At 48.3% G+C, this 25627-nt stretch carries 21 protein-coding genes; 12 read left to right on the forward strand and 9 right to left on the reverse strand.

Annotation, left to right across the window (positions count from 1 at the left end):
- Positions 1-119 precede the first annotated feature (119 nt).
- Positions 120-638: a YcxB family protein gene (locus ACQY6Y_RS04835; protein WP_428379179.1), complete on the forward strand. Its 519-nt coding sequence runs from the start codon at positions 120-122 to the stop codon at positions 636-638.
- A 73-nt stretch (positions 639-711) separates the two neighbouring features.
- Here the strand turns inward: ACQY6Y_RS04835 and ACQY6Y_RS04840 are convergent, their stop codons facing one another.
- Together ACQY6Y_RS04840 and bsh are read right to left on the reverse strand one after the other, a co-directional pair.
- Positions 712-2439, reverse strand: coding sequence for an MFS transporter (locus ACQY6Y_RS04840; RefSeq protein WP_428379180.1), 1728 nt, complete (start codon positions 2437-2439; stop codon positions 712-714).
- A 66-nt stretch (positions 2440-2505) separates the two neighbouring features.
- Positions 2506-3468 carry a choloylglycine hydrolase gene (bsh, locus tag ACQY6Y_RS04845; RefSeq protein WP_428379181.1) on the reverse strand — a complete coding sequence of 321 codons (963 nt, stop codon included), beginning with the start codon at positions 3466-3468 and terminating at the stop codon, positions 2506-2508.
- Between the two features lie 417 nt (positions 3469-3885).
- Here bsh and ACQY6Y_RS04850 point away from each other — a divergent pair, with 417 nt between their 5' ends.
- Positions 3886-4842: a tRNA dihydrouridine synthase gene (locus ACQY6Y_RS04850; protein ID WP_428379182.1), complete on the forward strand. Its 957-nt coding sequence runs from the start codon at positions 3886-3888 to the stop codon at positions 4840-4842.
- 6 nt (positions 4843-4848) lie between these two features.
- Here the strand turns inward: ACQY6Y_RS04850 and ACQY6Y_RS04855 are convergent, their stop codons facing one another.
- Positions 4849-5448: a TetR/AcrR family transcriptional regulator gene (locus ACQY6Y_RS04855; RefSeq protein ID WP_428379183.1), complete on the reverse strand. Its 600-nt coding sequence runs from the start codon at positions 5446-5448 to the stop codon at positions 4849-4851.
- Positions 5449-5596: 148 nt separating this feature from the next.
- On the opposite strand from ACQY6Y_RS04855, the gene ACQY6Y_RS04860 reads away from it, so the two are divergent.
- From ACQY6Y_RS04860 to ACQY6Y_RS04885, 6 genes are all read left to right on the forward strand, one after another.
- Complete coding sequence (locus ACQY6Y_RS04860) at positions 5597-6298, forward strand: ABC transporter ATP-binding protein (protein WP_428379184.1); 702 nt, start codon at positions 5597-5599, stop codon at positions 6296-6298.
- Between the two features lie 11 nt (positions 6299-6309).
- Positions 6310-9909: an FtsX-like permease family protein gene (locus ACQY6Y_RS04865; protein WP_428379185.1), complete on the forward strand. Its 3600-nt coding sequence runs from the start codon at positions 6310-6312 to the stop codon at positions 9907-9909.
- Positions 9910-10025: 116 nt separating this feature from the next.
- The gene (gene nadA / locus ACQY6Y_RS04870; RefSeq protein ID WP_428379186.1) at positions 10026-10952 is read left to right on the forward strand and encodes a quinolinate synthase NadA; all 927 of its coding nucleotides are present in this window, start codon (positions 10026-10028) and stop codon (positions 10950-10952) included.
- Positions 10953-10954: 2 nt separating this feature from the next.
- Entirely contained in the window at positions 10955-12277 is a 1323-nt protein-coding gene (locus ACQY6Y_RS04875; protein WP_428379187.1) for an L-aspartate oxidase, read from the forward strand.
- 51 nt (positions 12278-12328) lie between these two features.
- Positions 12329-13183: a carboxylating nicotinate-nucleotide diphosphorylase gene (nadC, locus tag ACQY6Y_RS04880; RefSeq protein WP_428379188.1), complete on the forward strand. Its 855-nt coding sequence runs from the start codon at positions 12329-12331 to the stop codon at positions 13181-13183.
- Positions 13180-13734 (forward strand): transcription repressor NadR, encoded by a 555-nt coding sequence (locus ACQY6Y_RS04885; RefSeq protein WP_428379189.1) that lies wholly within the window; start codon positions 13180-13182, stop codon positions 13732-13734. Before nadC ends, ACQY6Y_RS04885 begins: the two co-directional genes overlap by 4 nt.
- Positions 13735-13780: 46 nt before the next feature.
- Here ACQY6Y_RS04885 and ACQY6Y_RS04890 read toward each other — a convergent pair whose 3' ends face one another.
- From ACQY6Y_RS04890 to ACQY6Y_RS04900, 3 genes are read right to left on the reverse strand one after another with little or no spacing between them, the layout of a single operon-like run.
- On the reverse strand, positions 13781-15574 hold the full coding sequence (locus tag ACQY6Y_RS04890) for an ABC transporter ATP-binding protein (protein ID WP_428379952.1): 1794 nt from the start codon (positions 15572-15574) through the stop codon (positions 13781-13783).
- An 8-nt stretch (positions 15575-15582) separates the two neighbouring features.
- Positions 15583-17823 carry an ABC transporter ATP-binding protein gene (locus tag ACQY6Y_RS04895; RefSeq protein WP_428379190.1) on the reverse strand — a complete coding sequence of 747 codons (2241 nt, stop codon included), beginning with the start codon at positions 17821-17823 and terminating at the stop codon, positions 15583-15585.
- Complete coding sequence (locus ACQY6Y_RS04900) at positions 17814-18284, reverse strand: MarR family winged helix-turn-helix transcriptional regulator (protein ID WP_428379191.1); 471 nt, start codon at positions 18282-18284, stop codon at positions 17814-17816. Before ACQY6Y_RS04900 ends, ACQY6Y_RS04895 begins: the two co-directional genes overlap by 10 nt.
- Before the next feature lie 232 nt (positions 18285-18516).
- On the opposite strand from ACQY6Y_RS04900, the gene ACQY6Y_RS04905 reads away from it, so the two are divergent.
- Positions 18517-19191, forward strand: a complete 675-nt coding sequence (locus ACQY6Y_RS04905) for a LysE family translocator (RefSeq protein ID WP_428379192.1) — start codon at positions 18517-18519, stop codon at positions 19189-19191.
- A 24-nt stretch (positions 19192-19215) separates the two neighbouring features.
- On the opposite strand, the gene ACQY6Y_RS04910 is transcribed toward ACQY6Y_RS04905, so the two are convergent.
- Positions 19216-20118 (reverse strand): LysR family transcriptional regulator, encoded by a 903-nt coding sequence (locus ACQY6Y_RS04910; RefSeq protein ID WP_428379953.1) that lies wholly within the window; start codon positions 20116-20118, stop codon positions 19216-19218.
- A gap of 102 nt (positions 20119-20220) precedes the next feature.
- On the opposite strand from ACQY6Y_RS04910, the gene ACQY6Y_RS04915 reads away from it, so the two are divergent.
- Complete coding sequence (locus tag ACQY6Y_RS04915) at positions 20221-21255, forward strand: YeiH family protein (RefSeq protein ID WP_428379193.1); 1035 nt, start codon at positions 20221-20223, stop codon at positions 21253-21255.
- Between the two features lie 101 nt (positions 21256-21356).
- On the opposite strand, the gene ACQY6Y_RS04920 is transcribed toward ACQY6Y_RS04915, so the two are convergent.
- On the reverse strand, positions 21357-22079 hold the full coding sequence (locus tag ACQY6Y_RS04920) for a YczE/YyaS/YitT family protein (RefSeq protein WP_428379194.1): 723 nt from the start codon (positions 22077-22079) through the stop codon (positions 21357-21359).
- Complete coding sequence (locus ACQY6Y_RS04925; RefSeq protein WP_428379195.1) at positions 22072-22515, reverse strand: MarR family winged helix-turn-helix transcriptional regulator; 444 nt, start codon at positions 22513-22515, stop codon at positions 22072-22074. Before ACQY6Y_RS04925 ends, ACQY6Y_RS04920 begins: the two co-directional genes overlap by 8 nt.
- A gap of 216 nt (positions 22516-22731) precedes the next feature.
- Here ACQY6Y_RS04925 and ACQY6Y_RS04930 point away from each other — a divergent pair, with 216 nt between their 5' ends.
- Positions 22732-24882 (forward strand): Tex family protein, encoded by a 2151-nt coding sequence (locus ACQY6Y_RS04930; RefSeq protein WP_428379196.1) that lies wholly within the window; start codon positions 22732-22734, stop codon positions 24880-24882.
- 38 nt (positions 24883-24920) lie between these two features.
- Positions 24921-25619, forward strand: coding sequence for a B3/B4 domain-containing protein (locus ACQY6Y_RS04935; protein ID WP_428379198.1), 699 nt, complete (start codon positions 24921-24923; stop codon positions 25617-25619).
- Positions 25620-25627 lie beyond the last annotated feature (8 nt).

A 25627-nucleotide genomic window follows, 5' to 3' on the forward strand; every position in this document is an offset into this window, starting at 1 on the left:
AGGAAAGATCCTTGCTGGTTTGAAAAGGTGAGAAGAGCTCTGTAAATAACCAAATGCATGTTCTTAGACATCTCTCGAGCCTCTACAATCGTTGGAAGATTAACTGGAGAGGATGATCCATGGTTAGCTATCGCATGAATCTAAGTGAAGAGAAGAAGGATGCGGCAGTTGAGATAGCTTTGATGAGCCCTGGCAACGTGCGACGTCGTCGTATTTCTGGGCCGCTGTTAGTAATAATGGGCGTACTGCTGATCATATGCGGCGTAATGTTAATGCTGGCTGGGAAAGAACAACTTCAAGGCATTGTATTTCTTATTGTCGGTGTTGCAGGATTGCTTTTGGGTCTTAAGACCAAGGCATTCCAGCGCTTTGTACTAAGAAGATCAGAACGTCTCATAGATAAAGCATTCCGTTCCGGCGATGTCGAATACATCTTTGATGAGGATGGTGTGCATATCGAGTCACAGGTAGGTAGCAGCCTTTGCTACTGGGATTCCTTTGTCGAGTGTGGTTCTATGGGACAATATCTCTACCTCAAACGTGGTGACAACAGAGTCATTCTTGTGGATAAAAATGACCTTACTGAAGCTGAGCTCGTTGAGTTGACTGACCTTTTGGAACGTCACGTTAATAAGTAATAAGGAACAGGACATGGTCTCAATTGTGAAACCATGTCCTGCGGGAAAAAGGAGAGCTCGTTAATGTGGTGCGCTAGCTTTGAGGATGCTTTGGCTGAGACCCTGATGGAGATGCCTTGGCTACCTGTGCACTCGGTGCAGGCTTTGAATCTCTCGAAAGAGTTGTGATCCACGGCGTGGTAAGTAATCCGAGCAGTACGATAACGATACCTGCACCATAGGCTACACGTGTTGAATCGAAGCGAGCCTTAGCTTCCAGATCTACCAGCTTGGCACGTTCAGAATCGTCCATTTTAATATTGGCGATCTCATGCTCAAATTCTGTATTACTTCCAAGATTGATGGTAAGTTCAGAGACCTGCTGAGCAACATCGGGCGAAATTGCCGGGTCGGCAGCCATCTCGTTATGCAGGGTGGAGCTGATTCCGAAGATAAGAACTGCACCAAGGAGTGCTACACCTAGGGCCTGACCAACATTACGCATGGTGCTCTGAATACCGCCGGATTGTGATGCATCACGGTCGTTAACCGCAAGGGCAACAATGTTGCTTGCATGAGACGAAACGGTACCTGCACCAACACCAGCCAAAAATGCTCCGAGGTAAACACCGATGCGGTTTGCACCATCGAGGGTAACCGAGAAAGCCATGCAGCCCAGTGCCAACGCCATTGCTACATATCCTATCTGAATTACATGACGTGGATTGGCCTTGGGGAAGAGCTTTGGAATACCAAGGGCAAGTCCGAAGGTGGGCAAGCCGGTCACGATAGAGATAACGCCGACATCGATTGGTGTCCAGTCAGCAACGAGTTGCAGGTACGGGGACATGAGGATCGACTGAGCCCCCATGAAGAAGAACATAAGTGCGTTGGCTACCAGGCCGGCGAGTACCTGCTTTGTGGTAATAAACGAACGCGGAAGGACTACGAGGCCATAACGCTTCTCCTCGCCTGCCTCTACTTTTACAAGCACGATAAGAATAAGGATGCCTAGTACAACAAGCGGGATTGCGGGCGAGATGCCAAAGAGTGTGAACGGAGCGGTGCGCATCGGCTTGATGAGACCCCAGCTCGAGATGCTCGAGAGGCCGATAAGCATGCAGAAGAATCCCATAGCGGCAAGCCCTACGCCAATGGCATCAAAGTGAGATTTCTCGGGTTGCTGGTCAAACTTAGGTAGACCAAGCGAGAGCACAACGACACCGATGAAGTAGAGGGCGAGTACAAAGAAAGTTATGCGCATGCCCGCTAGCTGCATAACAACACCCAAAATGAGTGGTAGTACGGCAGCAAGACCGGAGGCAGCACCGATGCAGCCAAAGGCAACGGTACGGTTGGCACCGTGATAAATGAAGGGGATAATGCCGAGGAGGGATGGAACAAGGAAGCTCGCGCCCAAGCCGACAAGTACACGGCCAACCCAGATGAAGAACATCATGTTGGGGGAAAGCGCCAACGCAATCTCACCTATGGCAGCAAGCAAGGCGCCAATACGGAAGGTCTTGCGCCAGCCGATCATGGTGCCGGCGAGGCCGCCGGCGATCATGAACGAGCCGCCGACCAGTGGGTAAATCATGTTGGCAAGCTGAATATCCGAGGTGGTAGCCCCGAGATCTTTTGTCAGTGCCGATGCCGCAAGCGAAAGCGCGCCGTTGTCACCGGTGGTGCCCATCTGCGCGAGAATGAGGATAACAATAGGCAGTACAAGAAACTTCTCTTTACCTGCTCCAGACGAGGACTTAGCCGCAGCAGCAGAAGCTGCCGCGGGTGTAGCTGAGGAGGCAGAGGTCGTGCGATTCATGAGCACTCCCTTCGCCGGGTAATAATCCCGGAATTTGATAAATAGTGTATGGGACCCTATGAATGACTAAGCAGCAGTAGCGATAAATGGTGCGGTGGCACTCAGATCGCAAGCGGCAAGTGGATATGCATGAATAGTGGGGTCATCATAAGTAGCGTGATAGTAAGTCATGGAAGCAGCAGAAAAGCAGCTTGTATAGAGCGTCTTCTCGTAGTCGCCATTGGCCATCTTGGCCACACCAACAGGTACTGCGGATGCACCGAGTGTACGGAAAAGACGAGTTACGTTAGCTTTTTCGCCATCTTGAACGGGGTAGTGCGCATTCACATATGCTGCACGTACAAGGCGTGCTGGTCCACCATAGTCGCCAGGCATACCTTGAACACCGCCGCCTGAGCCAAAGGGCTTGAGTTCAGCACGATCCCATGTAGCCGGTGCGGGCATACCCTCATCCATCATGAGGTAGTTGCGCAGGTTCTGGCGATGCCAACCAAAGTCAGGCTCGTTGGTGAGTGCATCTACATCGTCTTCCCAAACATGCAGACCATCTGCCATGCACTCAATAACCAGGCTGCCCGTTGCGTCGCCGACAAGCCAATGGAGATTGGCTACTGGTAGCTGCTCGTTTACGGGCTTAGCTACGACGGTTGTATGTTCGAGTGCTGCTCTGAGCTCATCAAGTGTTGAGAAGTTTCGTGCCACCCAATAGGGGATTTCATAAGCTGCAACGTTGGTGGTACCATCTACTGGGCCAGCGGCGTAGTGTGCGCTTTGGGGAAAGTTGAGACCTGCGACCGCTAGGCCTGCATCATTGCCGCAGTCAAAGTAGAGGGGAATGCCTTCCACGATTATGCCCATGCCCATTACGGTATGGCCATTTGCAAGGTCTTCAGGACGCTCGAAGGCCGTTGGAACTTTTGCTGCCGAAGGTGTTACAACCACCTTCTCTCCGTACCCCTGGGTCCAGTCCAGGTTCCTTCCGAAATACATTGCGCCGTTTTTATCAGTGAAGCGGATGCCCGTACACATAGGGACGCTCCCTTCTCGTCTGTGGTAGGACCACAGGCGCTTGTGGAGGAAAGTTGGATTACTTGTATCCGAAATGTGAATAAATATTCAGTGGATGGTAAATCTCCTCGGTGAATAGAGTGATAGATCGCTATCAATAAGGTCATTTCGACCTGCGATAACACCAGAATTGAGGTTGAAGAGACTGAAAGTGCGATCAGCAATACTTTGATAGATAAGACATAAATAGATTTACCAAGATACGTTTTCTATAACGATTATGACGTGCGTCTCATTACTATCTTTTTATTACTTTTGAGAAGTCAAATTATGGTGAGAAGCATTGTGCATAAACACGAATTCATATCGTATCGAAATGACCTATAATTTACGTACTTTTTTGTTGTTCGCTTGTTTGAAAAAAAGAGGGATTACTCAATGATTTTCTCGCTGGCTCCTATGGAGGGGCTTACGGGACATGTCTATCGAAAAGTTCAGGCGGAATGCTTTGAAAAACTCGATCGGTACTACACACCGTTTCTTGCTCCGCCTCGTGTAGGCTCTTCATTTGGCAAGCGTGCAGCGAAAGAACTTGATAGTGCTTATCGCCAAGATCTAACCGTTATCCCTCAGCTGCTTACAAAGAATGCCGATGAGTTTGTCTGGGCGGCGCAGCTACTTTCTGAAATGGGGTTTACGGAAGTAAATCTCAATCTGGGGTGTCCTTCAGGAACAGTTGTTGCCAAAGGTAAGGGCTCGGGTTTTCTCCAAAACTTGGACGAGCTTTCGACTTTTTTGGATAACGTCTGCACCAAGTCTTGTCTTCCTGTATCAGTAAAAACACGCGTGGGCGTTTCAAGCGACGAAGAATACGAAAAGATTCTCGATCTGTATTGCAAATTCCCGCTTACAGAACTGATAGTTCATCCTCGTGTTCAAAAGGATGGCTATAAGGGTGTTCCACGGCAGCGCCTCTATGGAAAAACGCTTGAACAAACAACATTTCCTGTGGCATATAACGGAGACATCTTCAGCTCTGATGAAATAACTGCCTTGTTGAGTGCCTATCCGAGAACTCGTCACATCATGCTTGGTCGTGGCATTCTCACCAACCCAGCTTTACTACGAGAATGGAATGGTGGCGCCACGCTTTCAATCGATGAACTTGAACATTTTCACAACAGACTCTTTCAAGCGTATATGGAAGAGATGGGTGGAAACGCAGTCTTTCGCATGAAAGAGTGGTGGTGCTATGCCAAATATGCGTTTTCAGATCCACGTGCCGTGCATCGAACCGTGAGAAAGACTCGTTCAATTAAAGAGTATGCCGGCGCGACAGAGCGTGTTTTTCATACGGAAAGACTTGCCGATATCATTCGGTTTCAAGCGCAATAAAAGGTCTTATCGGTCTAAAAGATCATCGAAGCGAACGTGTCGCGTATCACAAATCATGCGGGCAATTTGCTCAGGATCTTCTGAGCAGCCCCGCCGTATCCAGAGTTCTATGATTGCCATTACATGGCTGAGTGCTATCTCTCGAGCATACGAGGCGGGATAAATAGCGTTTCCGGCGATAGCAATATGCGCTCTGCAAAGTCCCTGTTCCATCAGTCCGTCGATAAGACGCTTAAACTTCTCAGAAAATTGAGGATCCCCTCCCTTTCCTGCAATTGCAGAGATAAATGCGAAGTCATTAACGACATACCTCAGTGCATCCCTTAAGACTTCGAAAGGAAAAATATCATCGGAATCAGTGTTGGCTGGTGCTGGCAGAGGGGTGAGCAGGATGTTTGCCAAATCCTTAATAGTTTCTTCTTCAAGTTGTTCAAGAAGGTCATTTTTATCGACAAAATGCAGGTAAAAGGTACCGCGATTAATGCCAGCACGTCGAGAGATGTCACTTATCGTAATGGCGCTGAATCCTTTTTCTGACACAAGCTCAGTAAATGCCTGCTTAATCCGAAGTCTTGTTTGAGTTGTGCGAACTCTCTTTTCTGGCATAGTCCAGGCCTTTTCACGTATGAATCAACAGTTTGACAAAAGTTGTGCACTTCAGAGCTCATGAAGAAAAAGAGCTCCGAGGTGATGGGTAGAATCCTACAACAAATAATAATCAACACGTTGTTTATTTAATGAGCACGGGGGAGCAATGGCCTTTATTGAAGTGAGCCACGAATATAAGCGTTATCAGAGTGGAGATACGGAAATAGTAGCCAACAACGATGTGTCCTTTGAGATTGAAAAAGGGGAGCTTGTTGTTATTTTAGGTGCCTCGGGTGCTGGTAAATCTACCCTGTTAAACATTTTAGGCGGGATGGATAAAGCAAGCGAAGGCAGCGTAGTGGTGGATGGCTCAGATATTGCTACCTATTCCACGCGACAGCTAACAGACTATCGCCGTACTGATGTGGGGTTCGTCTTTCAGTTTTACAACCTGGTGCCAAATCTTACAGCCCTCGAAAATGTGGAACTGGCTTCCCAGATTGTTCGTCATGCCGCGGATCCTGCCACAACACTTGCCAATGTAGGGTTGGCTGATCGTCTTAATAATTTCCCTGCACAATTGTCAGGTGGAGAACAACAACGTGTTGCTATAGCGCGTGCAGTTGCTAAAAATCCAAAAATCTTGCTCTGTGATGAGCCAACAGGTGCACTGGATTATCAAACTGGCAAGCAGGTACTTGGCATACTTGAAGGCATGAGTCGTACGCAGGGAGCAACCGTCATTATCGTGACACATAACGCAGCCATTGCACCTATTGCTAATAGGGTTATCCGAATGCATGATGCTCGTATTACGGCTGTTGAGACGCAGTCCGAACCCGCTCAAATAATGGATATTGAGTGGTAGGGGTGCGCCGAATGAGTAGTCAACAAGATAAGATGCCACGCAAAACGGCACTACGTCGTGATTTTATTCGTTCGATTTTGCATTCAAAAGGCAGGTTTCTGTCTATTGTGGGACTTATGGCGCTTGGGTCGTTTGCTCTTGTGGGGCTCCTTGTAGCTGGACCTGATATGCGCGCGGCAGCACGAGCATATTTTGATGACTTGGGTTTAGCGGATGTAACTGTCATATCCGATCTCGGTCTTGACGAAGAGGATAGGGCGGCAATTGATGCTGCGCCAGGGGCTTCAGATATTGAATATGGCTACTTCAAAGATGTTGCAATTGATGGAACAACCACCAGCATAAGGGTGATGTCGCAAACGGGCGATCTCTCTCAATTTGAGCTTGTAGATGGTCGTATGCCTTCTCAGACAAAAGAAATTGCACTCGACGCCGCTTTACAAGATACCTATGCGATTGGCGATACGATTAAAGTGCAGGAAAAGCCCGACTCAATTTCAGGCAAAACAGTGCTTGTGGATAACGAATTTGAGGTAGTGGGTTTTGTAAATTCACCCGAGATTATCTCGATTGTGAACATGGGCCAGTCTACGGCAGGTACGGGCTCACTCAAAGGCTATGCGGTAGTAACTCCGGAAAGCTTTGATTCCGACGTATATATGATGGCGCGCTTATCGTATAGCGATACTGCTCATCTCGATCCCTATAGCAAGGCTTACCGCGATTGCATCCAAACACATAAAAGCGACCTTGAGCGACTTTTGGCTGCTCGTCCAAGTGAACGACTTGCAGCAGTAAAGGGAGAGGCACAGCAATCTATTGATGAGGGACAGGCAGAGGTTAATGATGCTCGATCTCAACTCAGTAATGCTGAACGCCAGCTTGGTGAGGCGGCAATTACCATTTCAAACGCTCAGAGCCAGATAGAGAGCGCTCGCAATACTCTTGAGCAACAAACAGCTATGAGTCAGAACGAACTCGATGAGAGCTGGCAAAAACTCAGTGCTGCGAAACGCACACTTGATAGAACAGACGAGCAGCTCAAAGATATTGCTGCCCAAATTTCAGATGGAGAGCAACAGACGTCGGAAGCCAGAGAACAGCTTGAAGAAGGCGAGAGTGCCTATGCCCAGGCATCGCAGCAGCTTGAAGATAGCCGTCAGGCTTACGAGACTGCAAAAGCGCAGTACGAGGAGAAAAACACTCAATTTCAAGCGGCAAAGCAACTCTATGATGAGCAGTGGGAGACAGTTAGTGCCCAATGGAATAGTTCAGAAACACAGGACGCTTGGAACGTGTTGGACAGCAATCGTGATGAAATAGCGCAAGGCATCCAACAGTGTGAAGAAACACTCAAGCAAGATCCTGACAATCAGGATGTTCAAAACGAACTTACCCAATTGCGCGCGCAGCAAGAAAAGCTCGAGCAACTCGACACATTAAAAGAGAGCTATGAACAGCTTGCAACATTTGGAGCAAGCTATGAATCAACTCGTGCGGCATTAGAGGACACTCACAACCAGCTTGAATCAGGAAAGGCTGACTTGCTTTCTCATGAGCAAGAACTTGCTGATAAACGAGCTTATCTTGATGCGTCTACTGAAAAGTTGCAGTCAAAAGAAGATGAACTTGCAAACGCACGCGACGCATATGAGAAGGGTGTTGCATCATACAATGCCGGACTAAAAGCATACGAGGATGGCCTGGCTTCCTGGCATGCCGGAAAAGATCAGCTTTTGCAAAGTAGTCTGTTGGCACAAACGCAGATAGATACTGCAACGGAAGAACTGAATGCCAAGCAAGAGGAATACCTCAATGCTCTTAATAGCTATACAACTGAACTTCCCGAGGCTGAAAAAAAGATAAGCGACGCAGAGACTGAACTTTCAGATGCGCGTGAGCGCATAGCAGGCCTATCGTTGCCTGTTTATGATGTTGACTCGAGAAGCGAAACGCCCAGTTCGGATGCGTATGGCACCTATGAAACCATATCGAAGGTTATAGATTCCCTTGCGCGCGTTTTCCCCGTTTTTCTTTACTTGGTAGCGGCGCTTGTCACCCTTACGACTATGACTCGTATGGTTGATGAGGAGCGCGTTATTTCAGGTACCTTCAAAGCGCTTGGCTATTCCGATGCAGACGTAGCTCGTAAATTTGTAATGTACGGTGCACTCGCAGGTATTACAGGATCTGTCATTGGCATTGTGCTTGGACATACACTCTTACCTTTAATTGTCTATGGTGCATACGGACATTCGTTTACCTTACCGCCCATTCACCTTGCTTTTTATCCGAAGGTTACGATTTTGGCGCTTGTGCTTGCGGTTGCCTGTTCGGTGCTTCCCGCATGGATTGCGGCACGTCGAGAACTGCGTGCTCAGCCAGCGGAACTCTTGCTTCCTAAAGCTCCACGAAGTGGATCAAAGATTTTGCTCGAACACATTCATCCCATTTGGAATCGTCTTTCTTTTACGCATAAAGTTACTGCTCGCAATCTCTTTCGATATAAACAACGCATGTTTATGACAATACTTGGCGTAGCGGGTGCTGTAGCTATTTTGGTAACGGGTTTTGGTGTACAGGCATCTATTCAGCAGATGGATACGCGCCAGTTTGGTTCGATTATTCACTACGACCTTATTGTTGCTAACGCTCCAAGCGCAACTACAAAAGAGGCTGATGAAGTAACTGCTCTGCTCGATGATCCGATGGTGAAAAATCACGCTGCTATTCACTATGAAAGCATTTCTAAAGTTGCAGGTGAAAACGGCGAGAGACAAGACATAACCCTTATCGTGCCTGAGGACACATCATCGTTTTCGGACTATCTATCACTGGAAGATCGCACGACCGGAAAGAGGATAGGTCTTAGTAAAGATGGTGCTGTCATTTCTGAGCGTCTTGCAAGTCTTTTGGGGTTGCAGAAGGGCGATACTCTCGAATTTACTGACGATAATGGTGTCGAACACTCAGTTGTTATTAGCGATATCACCGAAATGTATATTGGACACTTCATGTTCCTCTCACCTGAGGCCTATGAAGCGGTGTTTGGAACTCCCTACTCGTCAAATGCAAGTTTAGTCACACTCAAAGATCGTTCTTCGCAGAGTGTGGAGAATGCTGCTGCACAGTTTATGGATCTTGCTGGTGTAAAGGGCGTTGTACAGAACACTGTCCTGCAAAATCAAGTGAGAACCATCGTAGATTCACTCGATAAGATCATGGGTGTACTCATTCTTGTGGCATCGATGCTCGGTGTCGTCATTATGTATAACCTCACCAATCTCAATGTCTCAGAGCGAATGCGCGAGCTATCGACAATTAAGGTACTTGGTTTTCACACCAATGAGACAACCATGTATATCTATCGTGAGACGATTATCCTCACGATACTCGGCGTTCTTGTCGGATTTGGGGTAGGGGTGGCACTTCACGAATATGTGTTGTGGGTGGTGCCGCCCGATAACGTGATGTTTGATCCTGCTTTATCAGCAATAGAATTTGTTGTGCCAACAATTGTTATAACCGTCATCGTTATCGTTCTTTACTTTGTTGTATTGCATCGGTTGCGTCATGTAGACATGTTGGAGGCGCTCAAGAGCGTGGATTAGTTCAAGCTGTATTGCGCGGCTGAATAAATGAAGCAAAAGCCGATTCACACGTTACTGTCTTGTCACCTGTAAAGCAGACTGTCATACTGTCGGAGTTTGTCGAAGAGGGGAGAGACATGTCGACAGGAGATTTGTGCGATGAGGTGGCACATCTTAAGACAGCTTGTGATGCAGTCATTTTGGCGCACTACTATGTTTCGCCTGAGGTGCAACAAATAGCCGATTATGTGGGTGATTCCTTTGCATTGGCTAAGCTGGCTGCCACCTTGTCGTGTCATACGCTTGTTTTTGCGGGTGTCCGTTTTATGGCAGAGAGCGCGAAGCTTCTTTCACCTGAGAAGACGGTGCTTATGCCAGATCAAACAGCGGATTGTCCTATGGCACATATGGTCAAACAAGAAACCGTTGCTGCTGCTCGCGCTCAATATGGTGAAGATCTTGCGGTGGTTTGTTACGTCAATTCAACAGCTGAAGTTAAATCGTGGTCGGATGTATGTGTAACCTCATCCAATGCAGTAAAGATCGTGCGTGCCCTACCTCAGCACACGATTCTTTTCATTCCAGATCGTCATCTCGGTTCGTATGTTGCAGAACAAGTACCCGAGAAAAATATCATTTTGAATGACGGGTGTTGTCCTATTCATCACAACATTTCTGCTGATGAAGTGCGCTCACTTATGGCTGAGTATCCTGATGCACCGGTGCTTGCGCACCCCGAGTGCGGTCCTGAAGTGATGGCGCTTGCCAGCTTTGCAGGGTCAACATCGCAAATAATCGAGAAGGCCGCAGCTTCTCAAGCACATGATTACATCATTCTTACAGTGGAAGGTGTGCGCGGTGAATTAGAGCGACAAACAGCGGGGTCTGGGAAACGTTTTCACTTTCCATCCACCCGTCCGCTTTGCCCTGATATGAGCCGAATCACTACTGAAAAAGTTGCGGCTTGCCTGCGCGAAGGAACTGGAGAAATAGGCTTGCCTCCTGCATATATTGCAAAAGCTGCACGTTGTACGCTCACGCGCATGCTTGAGCTTGGGAGATAGTCATGGTTACAAAACTCAATTGCTCCATGAACCCGCGCGTTATTGACTGCGATGTGGTAATAGTCGGCTGTGGCGTGGCTGGTCTTTACTGTGCGCTCAATCTTCCTGCTGCACTTTCCGTTGTGTTACTTTCCAAAGAGTCGGTAGATCATTGCGACTCAATGCTTGCCCAAGGCGGAATCTGTGTCCTGCATGATCCGGGTGACTACGAATCGTTTTTTGAAGATACCCTGAGAGCAGGCCACTATGAAAATCGCCTAGAGAGCGTCGATCTCATGATTCGGGCAAGCCGCCCAATCATTGACGATCTTATCAAGCGTGGTGTGCGCTTCGCGAGGCAGCAAGATGGCAACTTGGACTACACCCGTGAAGGAGCACATTCACGTCCGCGTATTGTCTATCACGAAGATGTTACCGGTAAGGAAATAACGGAACATCTGCTTGCTGACGTTCGAGCACTTCCAAATGCTCGAATATTTGAGAACACCTGTATGACCGACATTCTTGAGGGTTTTGATGCTTCGGGTGCGCGTGTGTGTCGCGGGGTACTTGCCACCGGATCAGCTGGCGAACTCTGTGAGATTCGTGCTGATGCGACGGTATTTGCAACGGGTGGCGTAGGTGGTCTTTATTCTCACTCCACTAATTTCTCGTGTCTCACGGGAGACGGCTGCCGTATTGCTGCTGAGCATGGAGTGCTTCTTGAGCATATGGACTACGTCCAGATTCATCCCACTACACTGTGGACCGAGCGGCCAGGACGAGCTTTTCTTATTTCTGAGTCTACTCGTGGTGAAGGCGCTATCCTGCTCAATGATGAGGGAGAGCGGTTTGTGGATGAGCTGCTCCCACGCGATGTGGTATCAGCTGCAATATTTGCTGAGATGCAGCGCACAGGGAAAAAACATGTGTGGCTGTCCTTTGAGAATGTATCACGCGAGGTAATTGAGGGACATTTCACACACATTTTTGAACACTGCTTACAAGAAGGGTATGACATTCGCAACCAACCCATACCTGTTGTACCTGCGCAGCATTATTTTATGGGTGGAATTTATGTCAATTCAGACTCTGAGACCACCTTGCCACACCTTTTTGCCTGCGGAGAAACATGCTGCAATGGTGTGCATGGTAAGAATCGTTTGGCATCTAACAGTCTGCTTGAATCTCTTGTGTTTGCTCAGCGCGCGGCTGACAAAATCATGCGCGATCGATTTGCACAGGATAGCGCGGTGCAACTTGCCGCTGCTACACAAGAACACTCTCGTTTTATTGCTGGTCTGCGTGATGTAACCGATATTGCTTTGCTTACTGGTGCTCAATAATCTTTTGTGGGAGTACGAACTGAGACGCTCCACATGTTGGAGGGAGAAGTTATGACTGATCCAATGATTCAGTTGCAAATGGATGATCATATTCGTATGGCTTTGAAAGAGGACATGCCTTTTGGTGATGTTTCCACCGCTGCGGTGATGCCTGAAAAGCGTGTGGGGCGCGTGCAGCTTATTGCTAAGGCTGATGGCGTCATCGCAGGCCTTGCCGTCTTTTCGAGAGTATTCTCACTCCTCGACCCAGCTACTAGTGTTATTGCAGAAGTTGCAGACGGTGATCATGTTGCCTCTGGGCAGCACTTAGCAACGGTAGAAGGCGATGTTCGCGTGCTCCTTGAGGGTGAGCGTACCGCTCTTAATTATCTGCAGCGTATGAGTGGCATTGCAACGTATACCGCAGGTGTTGTAGCCGCACTTGCAGGTAGTTCTACAACACTCGTTTGCACGCGGAAGACTACCCCTGGCATGCGTCTTTTTGAGCGCGAGGCCGTGCGTTTGGGTGGAGGAAGCCTCCATCGGTTTGGTTTGTCTGATGGGGTGCTTCTCAAAGACAATCATATCGATGCAGCTGGTGGGGTTGCTTTAGCAATTGATGCGGCTCGCGCCTCGGCACCCTTTGTGGATAAGATCGAAGTGGAGTGCGAGACGTTAGAGATGGTACAAGAGGCCGTGGAGGCTGGTGCCGATATCATCATGCTCGACAATATGAATCATGACCAGATGCTTCAAGCGGTAACGTATATTGCTGGACGTGCCCAAACGGAAGCTTCTGGTAATGTTGACGCAGCTAATGCGGCTGCTTATGCAGACCTTGGCGTGGATTTTGTTTCTTGTGGAGCGCTTACACATTCCGCGCCAATTCTCGATCTTTCTCTTAAACACCTGGAGGTTTTAGGATGAGTGCAAACTCGGGTGAGATGAGGCGCGAGAAAATCCTTGAAGCCCTGCGTGGTGCATCGGGTCCACTTTCGGGTGCTGCTCTCGCTGAACAATGCGGGGTAAGCCGTCAAGTTATTGTGACCGACGTGGCACTTCTTCGAAGCAGTGGTAATCAAATTGTCTCTACCAATCGCGGTTATGTACTTCTCACCGATAAGAGCGCCCGGCCCACCCGCCTCTTTAAGTGTTGTCATACTGCCAAACAAGCAGCTGATGAGCTCACGTGCATTGTAGATTTGGGCGCGCGAGTCGAAGATGTTTTTGTCAATCATCGTGTTTATGGAAAAATATCGTCGCGCTTGGATGTGGGGAGCAGGCGCGATGTTGCACGCTTTGTTGATGAGATAGAGACGGGCTCCTCTACACCGCTGCTTGAGGTAACAAGTGGATACCACTTCCATCATGTGAGTGCAGAGAACGAAGAGATTCTTGATGAGGTGGCGCGTGCCCTTGCGGACCGCGGTTATCTGGCTGAGTTAAGCGATTACGAAACCACTGTTTTTGCAGAATGATGTGAAAAGAAGGGCAAGGTTTGCATTCCTTGCCCTTCTACTGTTGTTAGTCTGTGCTGTCAAACTGAGAGTTATAGAGCTCCGCGTAGAAGCCATTTTTGGCGAGCAGTTCGCTGTGGGTTCCCTTTTCGACTATGTCGCCGTCACGCAAAACCAGAATCACGTCGGCATTTCTGATGGTAGAAAGACGGTGGGCAATAACAAAGCTGGTGCGTCCACGCATGAGTTCATCCATAGCACGCTGGATAAGCTCCTCAGTTCGGGTATCTACGTTTGAAGTGGCCTCATCGAGAATGAGTGCTGGTCGGTTAGCGAGCACGGCACGCGCAATGGTTACAAGCTGGCGTTCTCCCTGGCTTAAATTCGTACCTTCTTCATTAATAACAAAGTCATAGCCACCAGCAAGGGTGTGAATAAAGTGGTCGCAGCGTGCTGTACGAGCTGCAGCCTCTACTTCTTCATCGCTTGCATCGGGTCTGCCGTAGCGAATATTTTCGCGAATAGTGCCGTTAAAAAGCCAGGTGTCCTGTAAGACCATGGCAAATTCTTCACGCAGAGCAGCACGATCCCAATCACGCACATCAATACCGTCCACTCGGAGTGATCCGGAGTCTACATCCCAGAAGCGTTGAAGCAATTTGATAAGTGTCGTTTTTCCAGCGCCGGTGGGGCCCACGATGGCTATGGTTTGACCAGGTTCGGCAGTGCATGAAAAATCATGAATAATCGTCTTACCAGGAATATAGCCAAAGCGTACGTGATCAAATTCAACACGACCATCACGCACAGCAGGTATTTGAGGATTGGCAGGTTCTTCCTCTTCAGGTGCGGCGAGAAATTCAAACACTCGCTCGGTAGCCGCAATCATCGACTGCATCGTGTTTGAAACATTCGCGAGCTGCTGAACGGGTTGTGTGAAGTTGCGAACATATTGGATAAAGCTCTGAATATCACCAGGGCCAGCTGCACCGGTGAGGCAGAGCTGTGCGCCAACGACAACAACGCCCACGTATCCCATGTTGCCGACAAGGCTCATGAGCGGCATCATCAAGCCAGAGAGGAACTGGCTGCGCCAGGCACTGGTGAAGAGACGGTCGTTCTCACGTTCAAACTCTTCAACGGATTGATCTGAACGGTCAAAAACTTGAATGACACTTTGCCCCGCAAAATCTTCTTCAACGATGCCATTTACCGTGCCGAGGACGCGCTGTTGTTCGCGGAAGTAACGCTGCGAAAAATGCACTACTATCAGCACAATTGCTAATGACGCCGGCAAGGTAAGCACCGTTACGCCGGTAAGTGGCAAGGAGATGGAGAGCATCATCGCAAGAACGCCCACCATCTGAGTAATGGATGTTATGAGCTGTGTAATCGATTGGTTGAGTGATTGACCAAGTGTGTCCACGTCGTTGGTAATACGACTCAATACGTCGCCTTTGCTGTGACCGGAGAAGTAGCTCATAGGAACAACAGCAATTTTCTGGGCAATTTCATTGCGCATGCGATAGCAAATCTTTTGTGTAACGCCGGTCATAAGCCAGCCTTGCACCAGGTTGCATCCAGAACTTGCGAGATACAACCCGAGAAGACCGAGTAAGGTTGTGCCGATCCAAGCAAAGTCAACCGATCCGGTGCCTTGAACCGTAGCTACCAGCCCCTCGTAGAGCTTTGTGGTAACAGAACCAAGAACTTTAGGTCCAACAATATTAAAGATTACTGAGCACACTGCAAAGACAAGGGCAACAAAGACGGCAATTTTATGTTTGCCGACATATCCTAAAAGTTTGAGCGTAGTGCCCTTAAAGTCCTTGGCTTTTTCGGTGGAGCGTCTGTGTCCCATAGGAGGCATTACTGCTCACCTCCTTCCATAACTGCAGCAATCTCGTCCTGTGTAAGTCCGAGCTCGGCTGCAGAGAGCTGACTCTGAGCAATCTCAAGGTAGGTTGGACAGCTGCGCAGCAGTTCTTCATGTGTGCCACGACCTACAACATGCCCATCGTCAAGTACGAGGATTTCATCGGCATGCATGATGGTGGCAATACGTTGTCCTACGACTATCACAGCTGCATCGGTAACGGTGTGCGTAAGTTCATCGCGCAAAGCAGCGTCAGTCTTGTAGTCCAACGCAGAAAATGAGTCGTCAAATACGATAACTTCAGGATGTTTGGCAAGTGCTCGAGCAATGGAGAGACGCTGACGCTGACCACCCGAAACATTCGATCCGCCCTGGCTAATGGGGGAGTTCCAAGCCTCTTCTCGCTCTTCAATAAAGTCGGTTGCTTGTGCAATTTGGGCAGCTCTTCGCATGTCTTCATCGCTTACCGTATCGCCTGCGAATTTGAGGTTTGTCTCAATGGTGCCTGAAAACAGCATGCCTTGCTGTGGGACGTAGCCTATACGCTGGCGCAGTTCGGAAAGGCTCCAATCACGTACATCAATGCCGTCGAGTAGGATGCCTCCGCCAGTAACATCGTAGAGACGTGGAATAAGCTGCACGAGCGTGGATTTACCCGAACCAGTTGAGCCGATAATGCCGGTCATGTGTCCAGCGCGCGTTGTGAAGGAAATACCCTGGATCACATCTTTTCGTGCATCGGGATACTGGAAACTGACATTGCGGAAAGTAAGCTCGCCTCGCGGGGAATTGGCGGAGGGGAGCTTAGGATGAGCGGGATCAGTAATCGAAAGCGGGCAGTTGATAACATCTTCAATGCGTTCGGCTGCCACTTCAGCACGCGGCAAAATCACTGAAACCATGGTGAGCATCATAAATGCCATAACAATTTGCATGGTGTAGGAGATAAACGCCATCATATCGCCCACCTGCATAACACCATCTGCAACGCCATGAGAGCCAAACCAAACAATAAGAACTGTTACGCAGTTCATAACGAACATGAGAAGCGGCATCATGAAGTTCATGGTACGGTTGGTGAAGAGCTGGGTTTTCATGAGCTCAGCGCTCGCATCGTCAAAGCGTTTAAGCTCGTGATCTTCACGACCAAAAGAACGAATTGGCATGATGCCATCAAGCATCTCACGGGCAACAAGATTTACTCGGTCAATGAGCTTTTGCATGCGTTTGAATTTGGGCATGGTAAGACCGAGAAGAACGCCAACCACCACACAAACTGCAATCACAGCAACGCCGATTGTCCACTCAAGTCCTGTTGATGTGGCAAGTACTCGAAGAACGGCCACTGCTCCCATGATGGGTGCAAAAAGCACCAGACGCATAAAGAGCGTGGTGGCCATCTGGACTTGCTGTATATCGTTGGTGCAGCGCGTAATAAGGGAGGCTTGTGAGAATTTATTAACCTCTGCCGGAGAGAATTGCATGACCTTTGCGAAGGTTTCGCGACGTAGGTCGCGGGCGATTGTAGCTGCGGTATGGGACGCAAAAGCACCTGTGCATACTGTTGCAACAAGACTGATAAGGCAAAGCCCAAACATAGTCATGGCGGTGCGTCCGAGGTAATTATTTTGGACGTCAGCAAGGTTAATTCCCTGTGCCTCATACTGTTGGCTTACGTAGGAAATAGCGCGCTGCGTGACAATGCTGCCACCCATAGCACCCATTTGTTCGCCAAGAGTTTCTGCAGCTTGATGCAGCTCGTCGGTTGTAAGGATGCCTGCGTTTACGGCGGCGCGTATCTCATCTATACCAATGGTTGTTCCTGCGGGTAAGTTAGATATGCCTTCTTTGGAGAGCGCTGAGGAATCGACGCCTTGATTCAAAGCCATCACGGCAACTTCTGGCAAGCTCATGGCTTTTGCGAGTTTCGAGTCATCGGTTAAATCAGCAGGACTGCCCTGGTAGGTGCGAATGCCGGATTCATTGGCTGGACCATACGCTGCTTCAACAAGACTTTTCTGCTCATTGGTCATGAAAAGCTCGAGATCTGATAAAGCGTCAGCTTGAATGGTAGTGGGTATGGGCGATTCTATGCCGCCCTGTTGGATACCTACATCAACAATCTCGCTCATGAGATTAGGTAACGCGAGCTCGGCATTTGCCTGAATAATGAGAAGGGCGATAACAGCTAGGACTGCAAGGACATGGTGCTTAAAGAGTTTGACTATCCGCATGCTTGCGAACCTCCTTTGCAGGACTTTTCACAGCTTTGCTCAAGCATGGTTCTCGTGCGTCGAGCAATGCGCAGCAAATCTTGAGAATCGTCTTTTCCTAAGAAAGAGAGATATTGCTCGACAACCTTTTTACGTTCCGCACGAATTTTTGATGTCTGCTCAAAACCCCTATCAGTAAGAGCAACAGCAACTTGTCGACGATCACTTGAAAGGTGATGACGAGTAATAAAACCTTTTTCTTCGAGTGTGTGAAGAATATTGGCTATTCGCGCACTTGAAACATGTGTCTCATTGCCAAGCTTGCTCGGGGAGAGTTCACCGCCTGCTCGATAAAGCGACATGAGGACCGCTGCCTCACCCCGCATGGAATTAAAAACTGCTGGTTTTAGCGCGTGTCCAATGGCGCGGATTTCACTCATAAGCTCCTGTGTGAGCTCTTTATAATCCGATGTCTCTTCCACACAACCTCCTAACACTAGAAGAAATTCATAGTGTTAGGTAATACCCAAAATGTTGAACCGTATTCAAAAGCTTTTATGAGGTTCTTTCATTTCGAGGAATGGGGGGGAAGGGCCGACAGCTCAACAAATTCAGTGTCCCTTAGTACATAAGTTTGTAACCATATCGTATCGGCAATCACCTACCATACAATTCCTCTGATAGAACTTATTACGGCCAAGGAGGTTGAGGCGAATGTTGGGGATTGTTGGATACGGAGCTTTTGTTGCTTCTGCCGCTGCTTTGTCTCTTACGCCCGGCATTGATACGGTTTATATCCTTACAAGAACTATGGCCGGCGGCCGGCGTGAGGGTCTCGCCAGTGCATTTGGCATCAATACAGGACTCATCGTTCACACACTTCTTGTTGCTGCAGGTCTTTCGCTTGTTTTAGCTGCATCCCCGATTGCGTTTGGAATTATCAAATTCGCCGGCGCTGCCTATCTTATTGTTATGGGGATTAAGAGCCTGCTTTCACAGGGGCCGTCTTTCTCAACGCAAAAGGAATCACCTGTTGAGACACGTGCATCCTCAGCAGAAAAAGGGATGGATGAAAAGAGCACATCTGGGGCTTTGCGTACGTATTGTCAAGGCGTTTTAACTAATGTGCTTAATCCTAAGATCATCCTCTTTTTCTTAGCGTTGCTTCCACAGTTTGTCGCAATGCCCAACTCGTATGGTTCAATTCCTTTTTTGGTGCTCGGCCTCACGTACGTGGTCTTATCTACTCTTTGGACCGTAATCATTGTCTTAATTGCCTCGCCATTTTCACGGCTTCTGAGAAAAAATCCTCATACAGGAAAAGTAACAAGTATTGTAAGCGGCCTCGTTTATATCGTTCTTGGCGGCATGATTCTTTTTACGGCATGATCCGAGAACAAGAGGTTAAGCTCATCAGCGCATATTGTTGTAGAGTTCGCGCCAAGATGTGAGAAGCGCCAGATACCGCTTGTTATAACGGCTGCCGCGCTGCCATATGAGCGAGAAATTATGTTCAATTGCAAAGTTTTGAGGTGTTATATCGACAAGCGTGCCTAAGGACAATTCCTTTTCAACGGCAACGCGATACATAAAGCTGATGCCTGTGCCTGCAGCTACACAAGCTTTTATTGCAGGAATACTTGAAAGCTCGATTACACCTGCAAAGTCAGAAACATGTACATCGTAAGCAGCGAGATGTCGTTCAAATAGCTCTCTTGTTCCCGATCCCGCTTCGCGAAGAATGAGATGCTTATCCAGCAAGTCTGTAATTGTTTGAGGTGCTTTGCCTGCCTGGCCAATGCCAATAAAAGCTTCATGAGAAAACGTCGCACTGTCGAATTTACTCGAATCAAATGGCCCCTCGATCAGAGCAAAATCAATAATTCCTCGGTCGATAAGATCGACGAGTTCGTGAGTATTGCCCGTATGCATACGAATTTGTTCGTTGGGATAATGTTGGAGATGTAGAGCAAGAAGCTGCGGGGCTACATAATCGGCGATAGTACGCGTGCATCCAAAGCAAAGAGGCGGAAGTGTTTTTCCCGGGAGAAGGGATCTTATTTCTGCCTTGAGACGCTCCTCATCGTTTTCCATTGTTTCGAAAGCTTGCTGCAGTATGAGGCCTGCGGGCGTAGCCTCAACGCCACGGCCATTTTTGATAAAGAGTGTCTGGCCGTAATACTTCTCAAGTTGATGAATATGCTGAGAAACTGCTGGTTGGCTTACGTGGAGGATTTCTGCTGCGTGCGTATAGCTACCGGTATGACACACAGCCAAAAAGCTATGAATCCGGTAGTCGAGCATCTCATCCCTCATCACCAAAGAATTGCTTATAGATATATAAGGAACTATACAGAATAAATTATAAACGCAGGATATACCCTTTTATAAGATTATGATCAGGAAAGGGAATTATCTATGGAGCTCGTTAAGAATTTTGGAAGTATGTGGCGAGGCATACTGTTTGCTTTCATCATTTCGGTGCCGGCATGGCTTCTAGGAAAACAATTTGAAGTTATTGGAGGCCCGGTTTTTGCCATTTTATTTGGCATGATTCTTGCTCTTGTTGTGTCTGACAAGAAAGCTAAACCTCTGCAAGCAGGCATTACCTTTACTTCAAAAAAAGTATTGCAATGGGCTGTCATTCTTTTGGGATTTGGTCTTAATCTTGCGCAAATTGCTCAGGTGGGAGCCACTTCGTTGCCCATTATCGTATCTACGATAGCCACTTCGCTCGTGGTGTCATTTGTGCTTTGCCGAGCTCTGAATATTCCTGGAAAGATTTCTACGCTTATTGGTGTCGGCTCATCTATTTGTGGTGGATCTGCAATTGCAGCAACCGCGCCTGTTATTAAGGCAAAGGATGAAGAAGTGGCTCAGGCTATTAGCGTTATCTTCCTCTTTAATGTGATTGCAGCCCTTATCTTTCCCACGCTTGGTGGTATGTTGGGCCTTTCGAATGAGGGCTTTGGCCTGTTTGCTGGAACAGCGGTTAACGATACATCCTCTGTAACCGCTGCAGCGGCTGCTTGGGACGGAATGCATCCGGGGGCAAATACGCTCGATGCGGCTACGATTGTAAAGCTCACCCGCACCCTTGCAATTATCCCCATTACACTCGTCTTGGCTCTCTGGGAGTTGCGCAAGGCCCGCAACGCTGGAGGTGAGGCAGAAAGCACGTTCAGTTTTAAGCGCGCATTCCCGCTCTTTATTATTTTCTTTGTGCTTGCAAGTGTTATTACTACTGTGTTTGCATTGCCAGCAAATATTACGGCTCCTATTAAAGAACTCTCAAAGTTCTTCATCATTATGGCTATGGCGGCGATTGGCTTTCATACCAATATTGTTCAGCTCGTTAAGAGTGGCGGCAAACCAATCTTTATGGGTTTCGTTTGCTGGATTGCTATTGCATGTGTGAGTTTGGGTATGCAGCACGTATTGGGAATCTGGTAGGACCAAAGCAATACCTATATATGAAAACGTCGGGCAAGAGCGAATCTTGTCCGGCGTTTTTTGTTAGGCCTTCTTCTCGAGCAAAATGTCAACAAGATGTATTACTCAGCAGCCTCAACGGCACGAAGGTTGCGAATTGCTCCAATAAGTGGAATGCGCACATTAATAAGGTTGACAATAGGGCCAACTATGAGCGCAGAGACAATCGTTCCAACACCGAGTCCATTAAGAGATCCGAAGAAAAAGAATGAAAGAATGCATGCAATTGCAACCAACGTAGTATCAAAGCAAAGTTTGCAGGTACCAAATGGCCGTTTGAGGGTTGATGAAATTGCGCGCACTATTCCTTCACCAGGAACAACGATGACATTGGGGGCAACTTCGACGGAAATACCAAAAGCAAGAATGCAGCAGCCAATAAGTAATGACAGGATCATTGCAGGAACAGAAGCAGGGTTAAGCCACCACAGAAGACCCATGCTTATATCGATAAAGGCACTAAAAATAAAATTAGCAATAATCTGAAGCAGCTGAATTGGTTGGAAGTTGTGACGCAGTAATACCACCTGAGCAATGATATATACCATGTTGAGCACGAATGTCATTTCACCGAATGTGGGTGCAAACTTAAGATCCAAAACATAAGGGATACTGGAGATAGGAGAAGTTCCTAAAGCCGCTTTGGTAATAAAGGCAACTCCAAACGAATTGATCAATAAGCCTGCAAGAAAACAAAGGTAACGAAGAATGAGCTTTCTACGGGTATGACGAGTAGTGTCGTTTTCGTCGTCGGTCCATGTGTTGTTAATGACCAGCTCACTCATGAGCATGCTTCCCTTCTGCTTTCTCGAAGTTATCAATAAGTCGTGCAAGAAGGTGTGACAGTTCGCTGCGTTCCTTTTCTGTCATTCCTGCACAGGCAACCTCATCCACTTCATGACCACATAAAGCAACATGTTCAGCAGCGACCCAGCCCTTGTCTGTAAGCCAGACCTCAAGAGCTCGCTTGTCGTTGGCTTTTGGCTTACGGGTTATAAGCCCTGCCTCTTCCATACGTCCAAGTGTTCCTGTAACAGTAGCCCGATCCATTGCGCAGGCCTGAGCGATGTCGCGCTGTAAGCACCCCTCATGATCCGCAACATACTCGAGAATTTTGGGTTGTCCAGGCATAAGCCCGAATGTTCGAGTACGTGAGGTCATTGCATGGTTAGAACGGCAAAATGCCACCAGCAGCAGATGGTGGATCGTATCGACCTCCACAGTATGCCTCCGCGGTCAATTAGTTTGGATAGCAACAATTAGTATACAAACAAATATGAACGCACTGTGAATAACGACTTCAAAGCTTCTGATAGATAGTTATTTGGAAAAAACTTATTTACGAGTATCCTAATGAGCCTTGTGCAGTACTTGTTGCTTGAACCTTTAAGGATATCTGCACAGAGAGATGCTTATGGATCATAAGGAAGTGGAGCTATGGATATAACTACCACTCTTGCAGAAGAGCTTGGAATTAAACCTTCAGCAGTTGAGGCGACGGTCGCTCTCATAGATGAAGGCAATACGATTCCGTTTATTGCTCGATATCGTAAAGAGGTAACAGGAGGTCTTGATGATGTGGTGCTGCGTACCCTCAGCGATCGCCTGACCTACCTGCGTAATCTGGAACATCGTAAAGAAGAAGTCATCCTGCTTATCGATGTTCAAGGAAAACTTACTCCTGAACTTGAGCAACAAATTCGTGAAGCTACACAACTTCAGCGCGTTGAGGATCTCTATAAGCCTTATCGCAAAAAGCGACAAACACGTGCACAGAAGGCGCGTGAAGCTGGGCTTGAGCCGCTTGCCAACATGATCATCATGCAGGCCTCTGTTAAAGGAACTGCTCTTGATGCAGCGGCAGAATATATGACGCCCGAGGCTGCAGAAGCTGGCTACGACACCCCTGAAAAAATACTTGCTGGAGCACAGGATATCGTTGCAGAAACTGTGGCAGAAGATGCGGAAAACGTCGCAGATATTCGTGCGTTTACTGAAGCAACGGCTGATATCACGTCTGTTGCTGTAAATGCAGAAGAGAAGACGCCGTACGAGCCTTACTACGATTATGCCGAGCCAGTTGCAAAAATTCCTAACCATCGCATTCTTGCAATTGATCGCGGCGAGCGAGAAGAAAAGCTCCGCGTTCATATACGTGTTGATGCTGAGGCGGCAATTGCTCGGCTGGGTTCGCGTTGGCCGCGACGCCAAGGCGTGTTTGCTCCAATATTTGATGCGGCAATCGCGGATGGATATAAACGTCTCATGGCTCCTTCACTTGAGCGTGAAGTTCGAGCTAAGCTGACTGTTCGAGCTCAAAGCGATGCCATTCAAGTTTTTGCAAAAAACCTTGAAGGACTGCTTTCTGCGCGACCGGTACGTGGCGCCAGAATTATTGCTCTGGATCCAGGGTATCGAACTGGCTGCAAAGTGGCAGTGCTCGATGAAACAGGCAAGCTGCTTGATCACGGCGTGGTTTATCCCACCAAGCCGCGTCATGATGTGGCTGGCACTAAACGCGAACTTGCGCGTCTCGTACAGAAGTACAACATCAACACGATCGTAATAGGCAACGGAACTGCAAGCCGAGAAACCGAAGAAGTTGTCTCTGAGTTTATTGCAGAACAAGCGCCCGATTTGCGCTATACCATCGTGAATGAAGCCGGCGCTTCTGTGTACTCAGCATCTGAACTGGCAAGCCAAGAATATCCTGATCTCGATGTGACCACACGTGGGGCCATGAGTTTGGGAAGACGTCTTCAAGATCCTCTTGCTGAGTTGGTAAAGATCCCGCCACAATCAATTGGTGTTGGTCAGTATCAACATGACCTCGATCAAAATGAGCTTGCACATGCTCTGGGCAACGTCGTTGAGAATGTAGTCAATCGTGTAGGGGTAGATGCCAATACTGCAAGTGCCAGTTTGCTTGGATATGTTTCGGGCATAACTCCAACCGTTGCTCGCAATATTGTTGCTTATCGAGAAGAGCATGGTGCTTTTACATCCCGTACCCAACTTAAAGAAGTGCCCAAATTAGGCCCAAAGGCATACTTGAATGCAGCAGGTTTTCTGCGTATCTCAGGTGGAACAAATCCGCTTGATGCAACAGCGGTGCACCCTGAAAGCTATGCAGTGGCCCGAGAAGTGCTCGAGCGAGCAGGTGTTACGGCCAACGATATTAAAAATGGCGGAGTATCTGACATTAAGCAGCGTGTTGGTAATGTCGCTTCGCTGGCAGCTGAGCTTAACTGCGGCATTATGACGCTCATGGATATTGTTGCGGAGCTCGAAAAGCCCGGACGCGACCCTCGTGACGATGCTCCGGAGGTTGTATTTAGCCGAGCAGCGCTTTCTATCGATGATCTTGAGCCTGGCATGGAGCTCACCGGTACCGTGCGTAACGTGGTTGATTTTGGCGCCTTTGTCGATATTGGCGTACACCAGGATGGGTTGGTTCACATCTCTAAGCTGTCTCACAAATTTGTAAAACACCCAAGCGACGTAGTGACCGTCGGAGACACGGTGAAAGTTTGGGTGGAACATGTCGATAAGGATCGCGGCAGGATTTCTCTTACGATGGTTCAGTAAGAACAGAGCGCCTTCTGCTACACGAGGAGTTGACTCGCATGGTGTTCTCAATTGCACCTGATGTATTTGAAGTATTGCCGTCGCTGTGTGTAGGCCTTGTTGTAGCAGAGGAAGTTCATACAGATATTCAACACCTTCCTGCCGTGGATACACTTCTTGATGAAGTGGTGGCTGATGCCGAGAAACGCCTTGTGGGCATGCATGCAAGCGATGATCCGCGTATCAAGCCTTATCGAGAGGCCTTTCATGCGCTCAGCATGAGCCCAAGCCGCTATCCTTCATCAAACCTTGCGTTGCTTAAACGCATTGCCAAAGGTAAAGGGCTGTGGCGTGTCAATCCAATTGTGGATCTAGGTAATGCAATTTCAATTGCTTATGCGCTGCCGCTTGGCGCCCATGCCGTCGATAAAAGCGACGTTCTTGAACTGCGCTTTTCTCACAACGATGACACCTTCGTTGCGCTGGGCGAGCAAGAGGTCGATCCCACGCTCGCTCCGGGTGAATTGGTGTATGCGGTTGGCACCAAGGTCCAAACTCGTCGTTGGACATGGCGTCAAAGCGAGTGCGGCAAGGTTGACGCTGGAGCATCTCGCATACTCTTTCCATTGGATGGCTTTATTGGGTGCAATGATGGTGTGGTTCGCCAGGCTTGTTATGAATTGGCGTCATATCTGCACAAGTATTTTGGCGCGCAAACTGAGGTATATCTTCTGGACGCGACGTGTCCATGCATATAAATGGATGT

The organism is Olsenella sp. Marseille-QA0557, from assembly GCF_965119725.1.
Taxonomy (GTDB): Bacteria; Actinomycetota; Coriobacteriia; order Coriobacteriales; family Atopobiaceae; genus Coprovicinus; species Coprovicinus avistercoris.

Bases quoted from the DNA above. Each gene is read 5' to 3' on its own strand.
- ACQY6Y_RS04835 (WP_428379179.1), top strand. From the start codon at position 120: ATGGTTAGCTATCGCATGAATCTAAGTGAAGAGAAGAAGGATGCGGCA.
- ACQY6Y_RS04840 (WP_428379180.1), bottom strand. From the start codon at position 2,439: ATGAATCGCACGACCTCTGCCTCCTCAGCTACACCCGCGGCAGCTTCT.
- bsh (WP_428379181.1), bottom strand. From the start codon at position 3,468: ATGTGTACGGGCATCCGCTTCACTGATAAAAACGGCGCAATGTATTTC.
- ACQY6Y_RS04850 (WP_428379182.1), top strand. From the start codon at position 3,886: ATGATTTTCTCGCTGGCTCCTATGGAGGGGCTTACGGGACATGTCTAT.
- ACQY6Y_RS04855 (WP_428379183.1), bottom strand. From the start codon at position 5,448: ATGCCAGAAAAGAGAGTTCGCACAACTCAAACAAGACTTCGGATTAAG.
- ACQY6Y_RS04860 (WP_428379184.1), top strand. From the start codon at position 5,597: ATGGCCTTTATTGAAGTGAGCCACGAATATAAGCGTTATCAGAGTGGA.
- ACQY6Y_RS04865 (WP_428379185.1), top strand. From the start codon at position 6,310: ATGAGTAGTCAACAAGATAAGATGCCACGCAAAACGGCACTACGTCGT.
- nadA (WP_428379186.1), top strand. From the start codon at position 10,026: ATGTCGACAGGAGATTTGTGCGATGAGGTGGCACATCTTAAGACAGCT.
- ACQY6Y_RS04875 (WP_428379187.1), top strand. From the start codon at position 10,955: ATGGTTACAAAACTCAATTGCTCCATGAACCCGCGCGTTATTGACTGC.
- nadC (WP_428379188.1), top strand. From the start codon at position 12,329: ATGACTGATCCAATGATTCAGTTGCAAATGGATGATCATATTCGTATG.
- ACQY6Y_RS04885 (WP_428379189.1), top strand. From the start codon at position 13,180: ATGAGTGCAAACTCGGGTGAGATGAGGCGCGAGAAAATCCTTGAAGCC.
- ACQY6Y_RS04890 (WP_428379952.1), bottom strand. From the start codon at position 15,574: ATGGGACACAGACGCTCCACCGAAAAAGCCAAGGACTTTAAGGGCACT.
- ACQY6Y_RS04895 (WP_428379190.1), bottom strand. From the start codon at position 17,823: ATGCGGATAGTCAAACTCTTTAAGCACCATGTCCTTGCAGTCCTAGCT.
- ACQY6Y_RS04905 (WP_428379192.1), top strand. From the start codon at position 18,517: ATGTTGGGGATTGTTGGATACGGAGCTTTTGTTGCTTCTGCCGCTGCT.
- ACQY6Y_RS04910 (WP_428379953.1), bottom strand. From the start codon at position 20,118: ATGAGGGATGAGATGCTCGACTACCGGATTCATAGCTTTTTGGCTGTG.
- ACQY6Y_RS04915 (WP_428379193.1), top strand. From the start codon at position 20,221: ATGGAGCTCGTTAAGAATTTTGGAAGTATGTGGCGAGGCATACTGTTT.
- ACQY6Y_RS04920 (WP_428379194.1), bottom strand. From the start codon at position 22,079: ATGAGTGAGCTGGTCATTAACAACACATGGACCGACGACGAAAACGAC.
- ACQY6Y_RS04930 (WP_428379196.1), top strand. From the start codon at position 22,732: ATGGATATAACTACCACTCTTGCAGAAGAGCTTGGAATTAAACCTTCA.
- ACQY6Y_RS04935 (WP_428379198.1), top strand. From the start codon at position 24,921: ATGGTGTTCTCAATTGCACCTGATGTATTTGAAGTATTGCCGTCGCTG.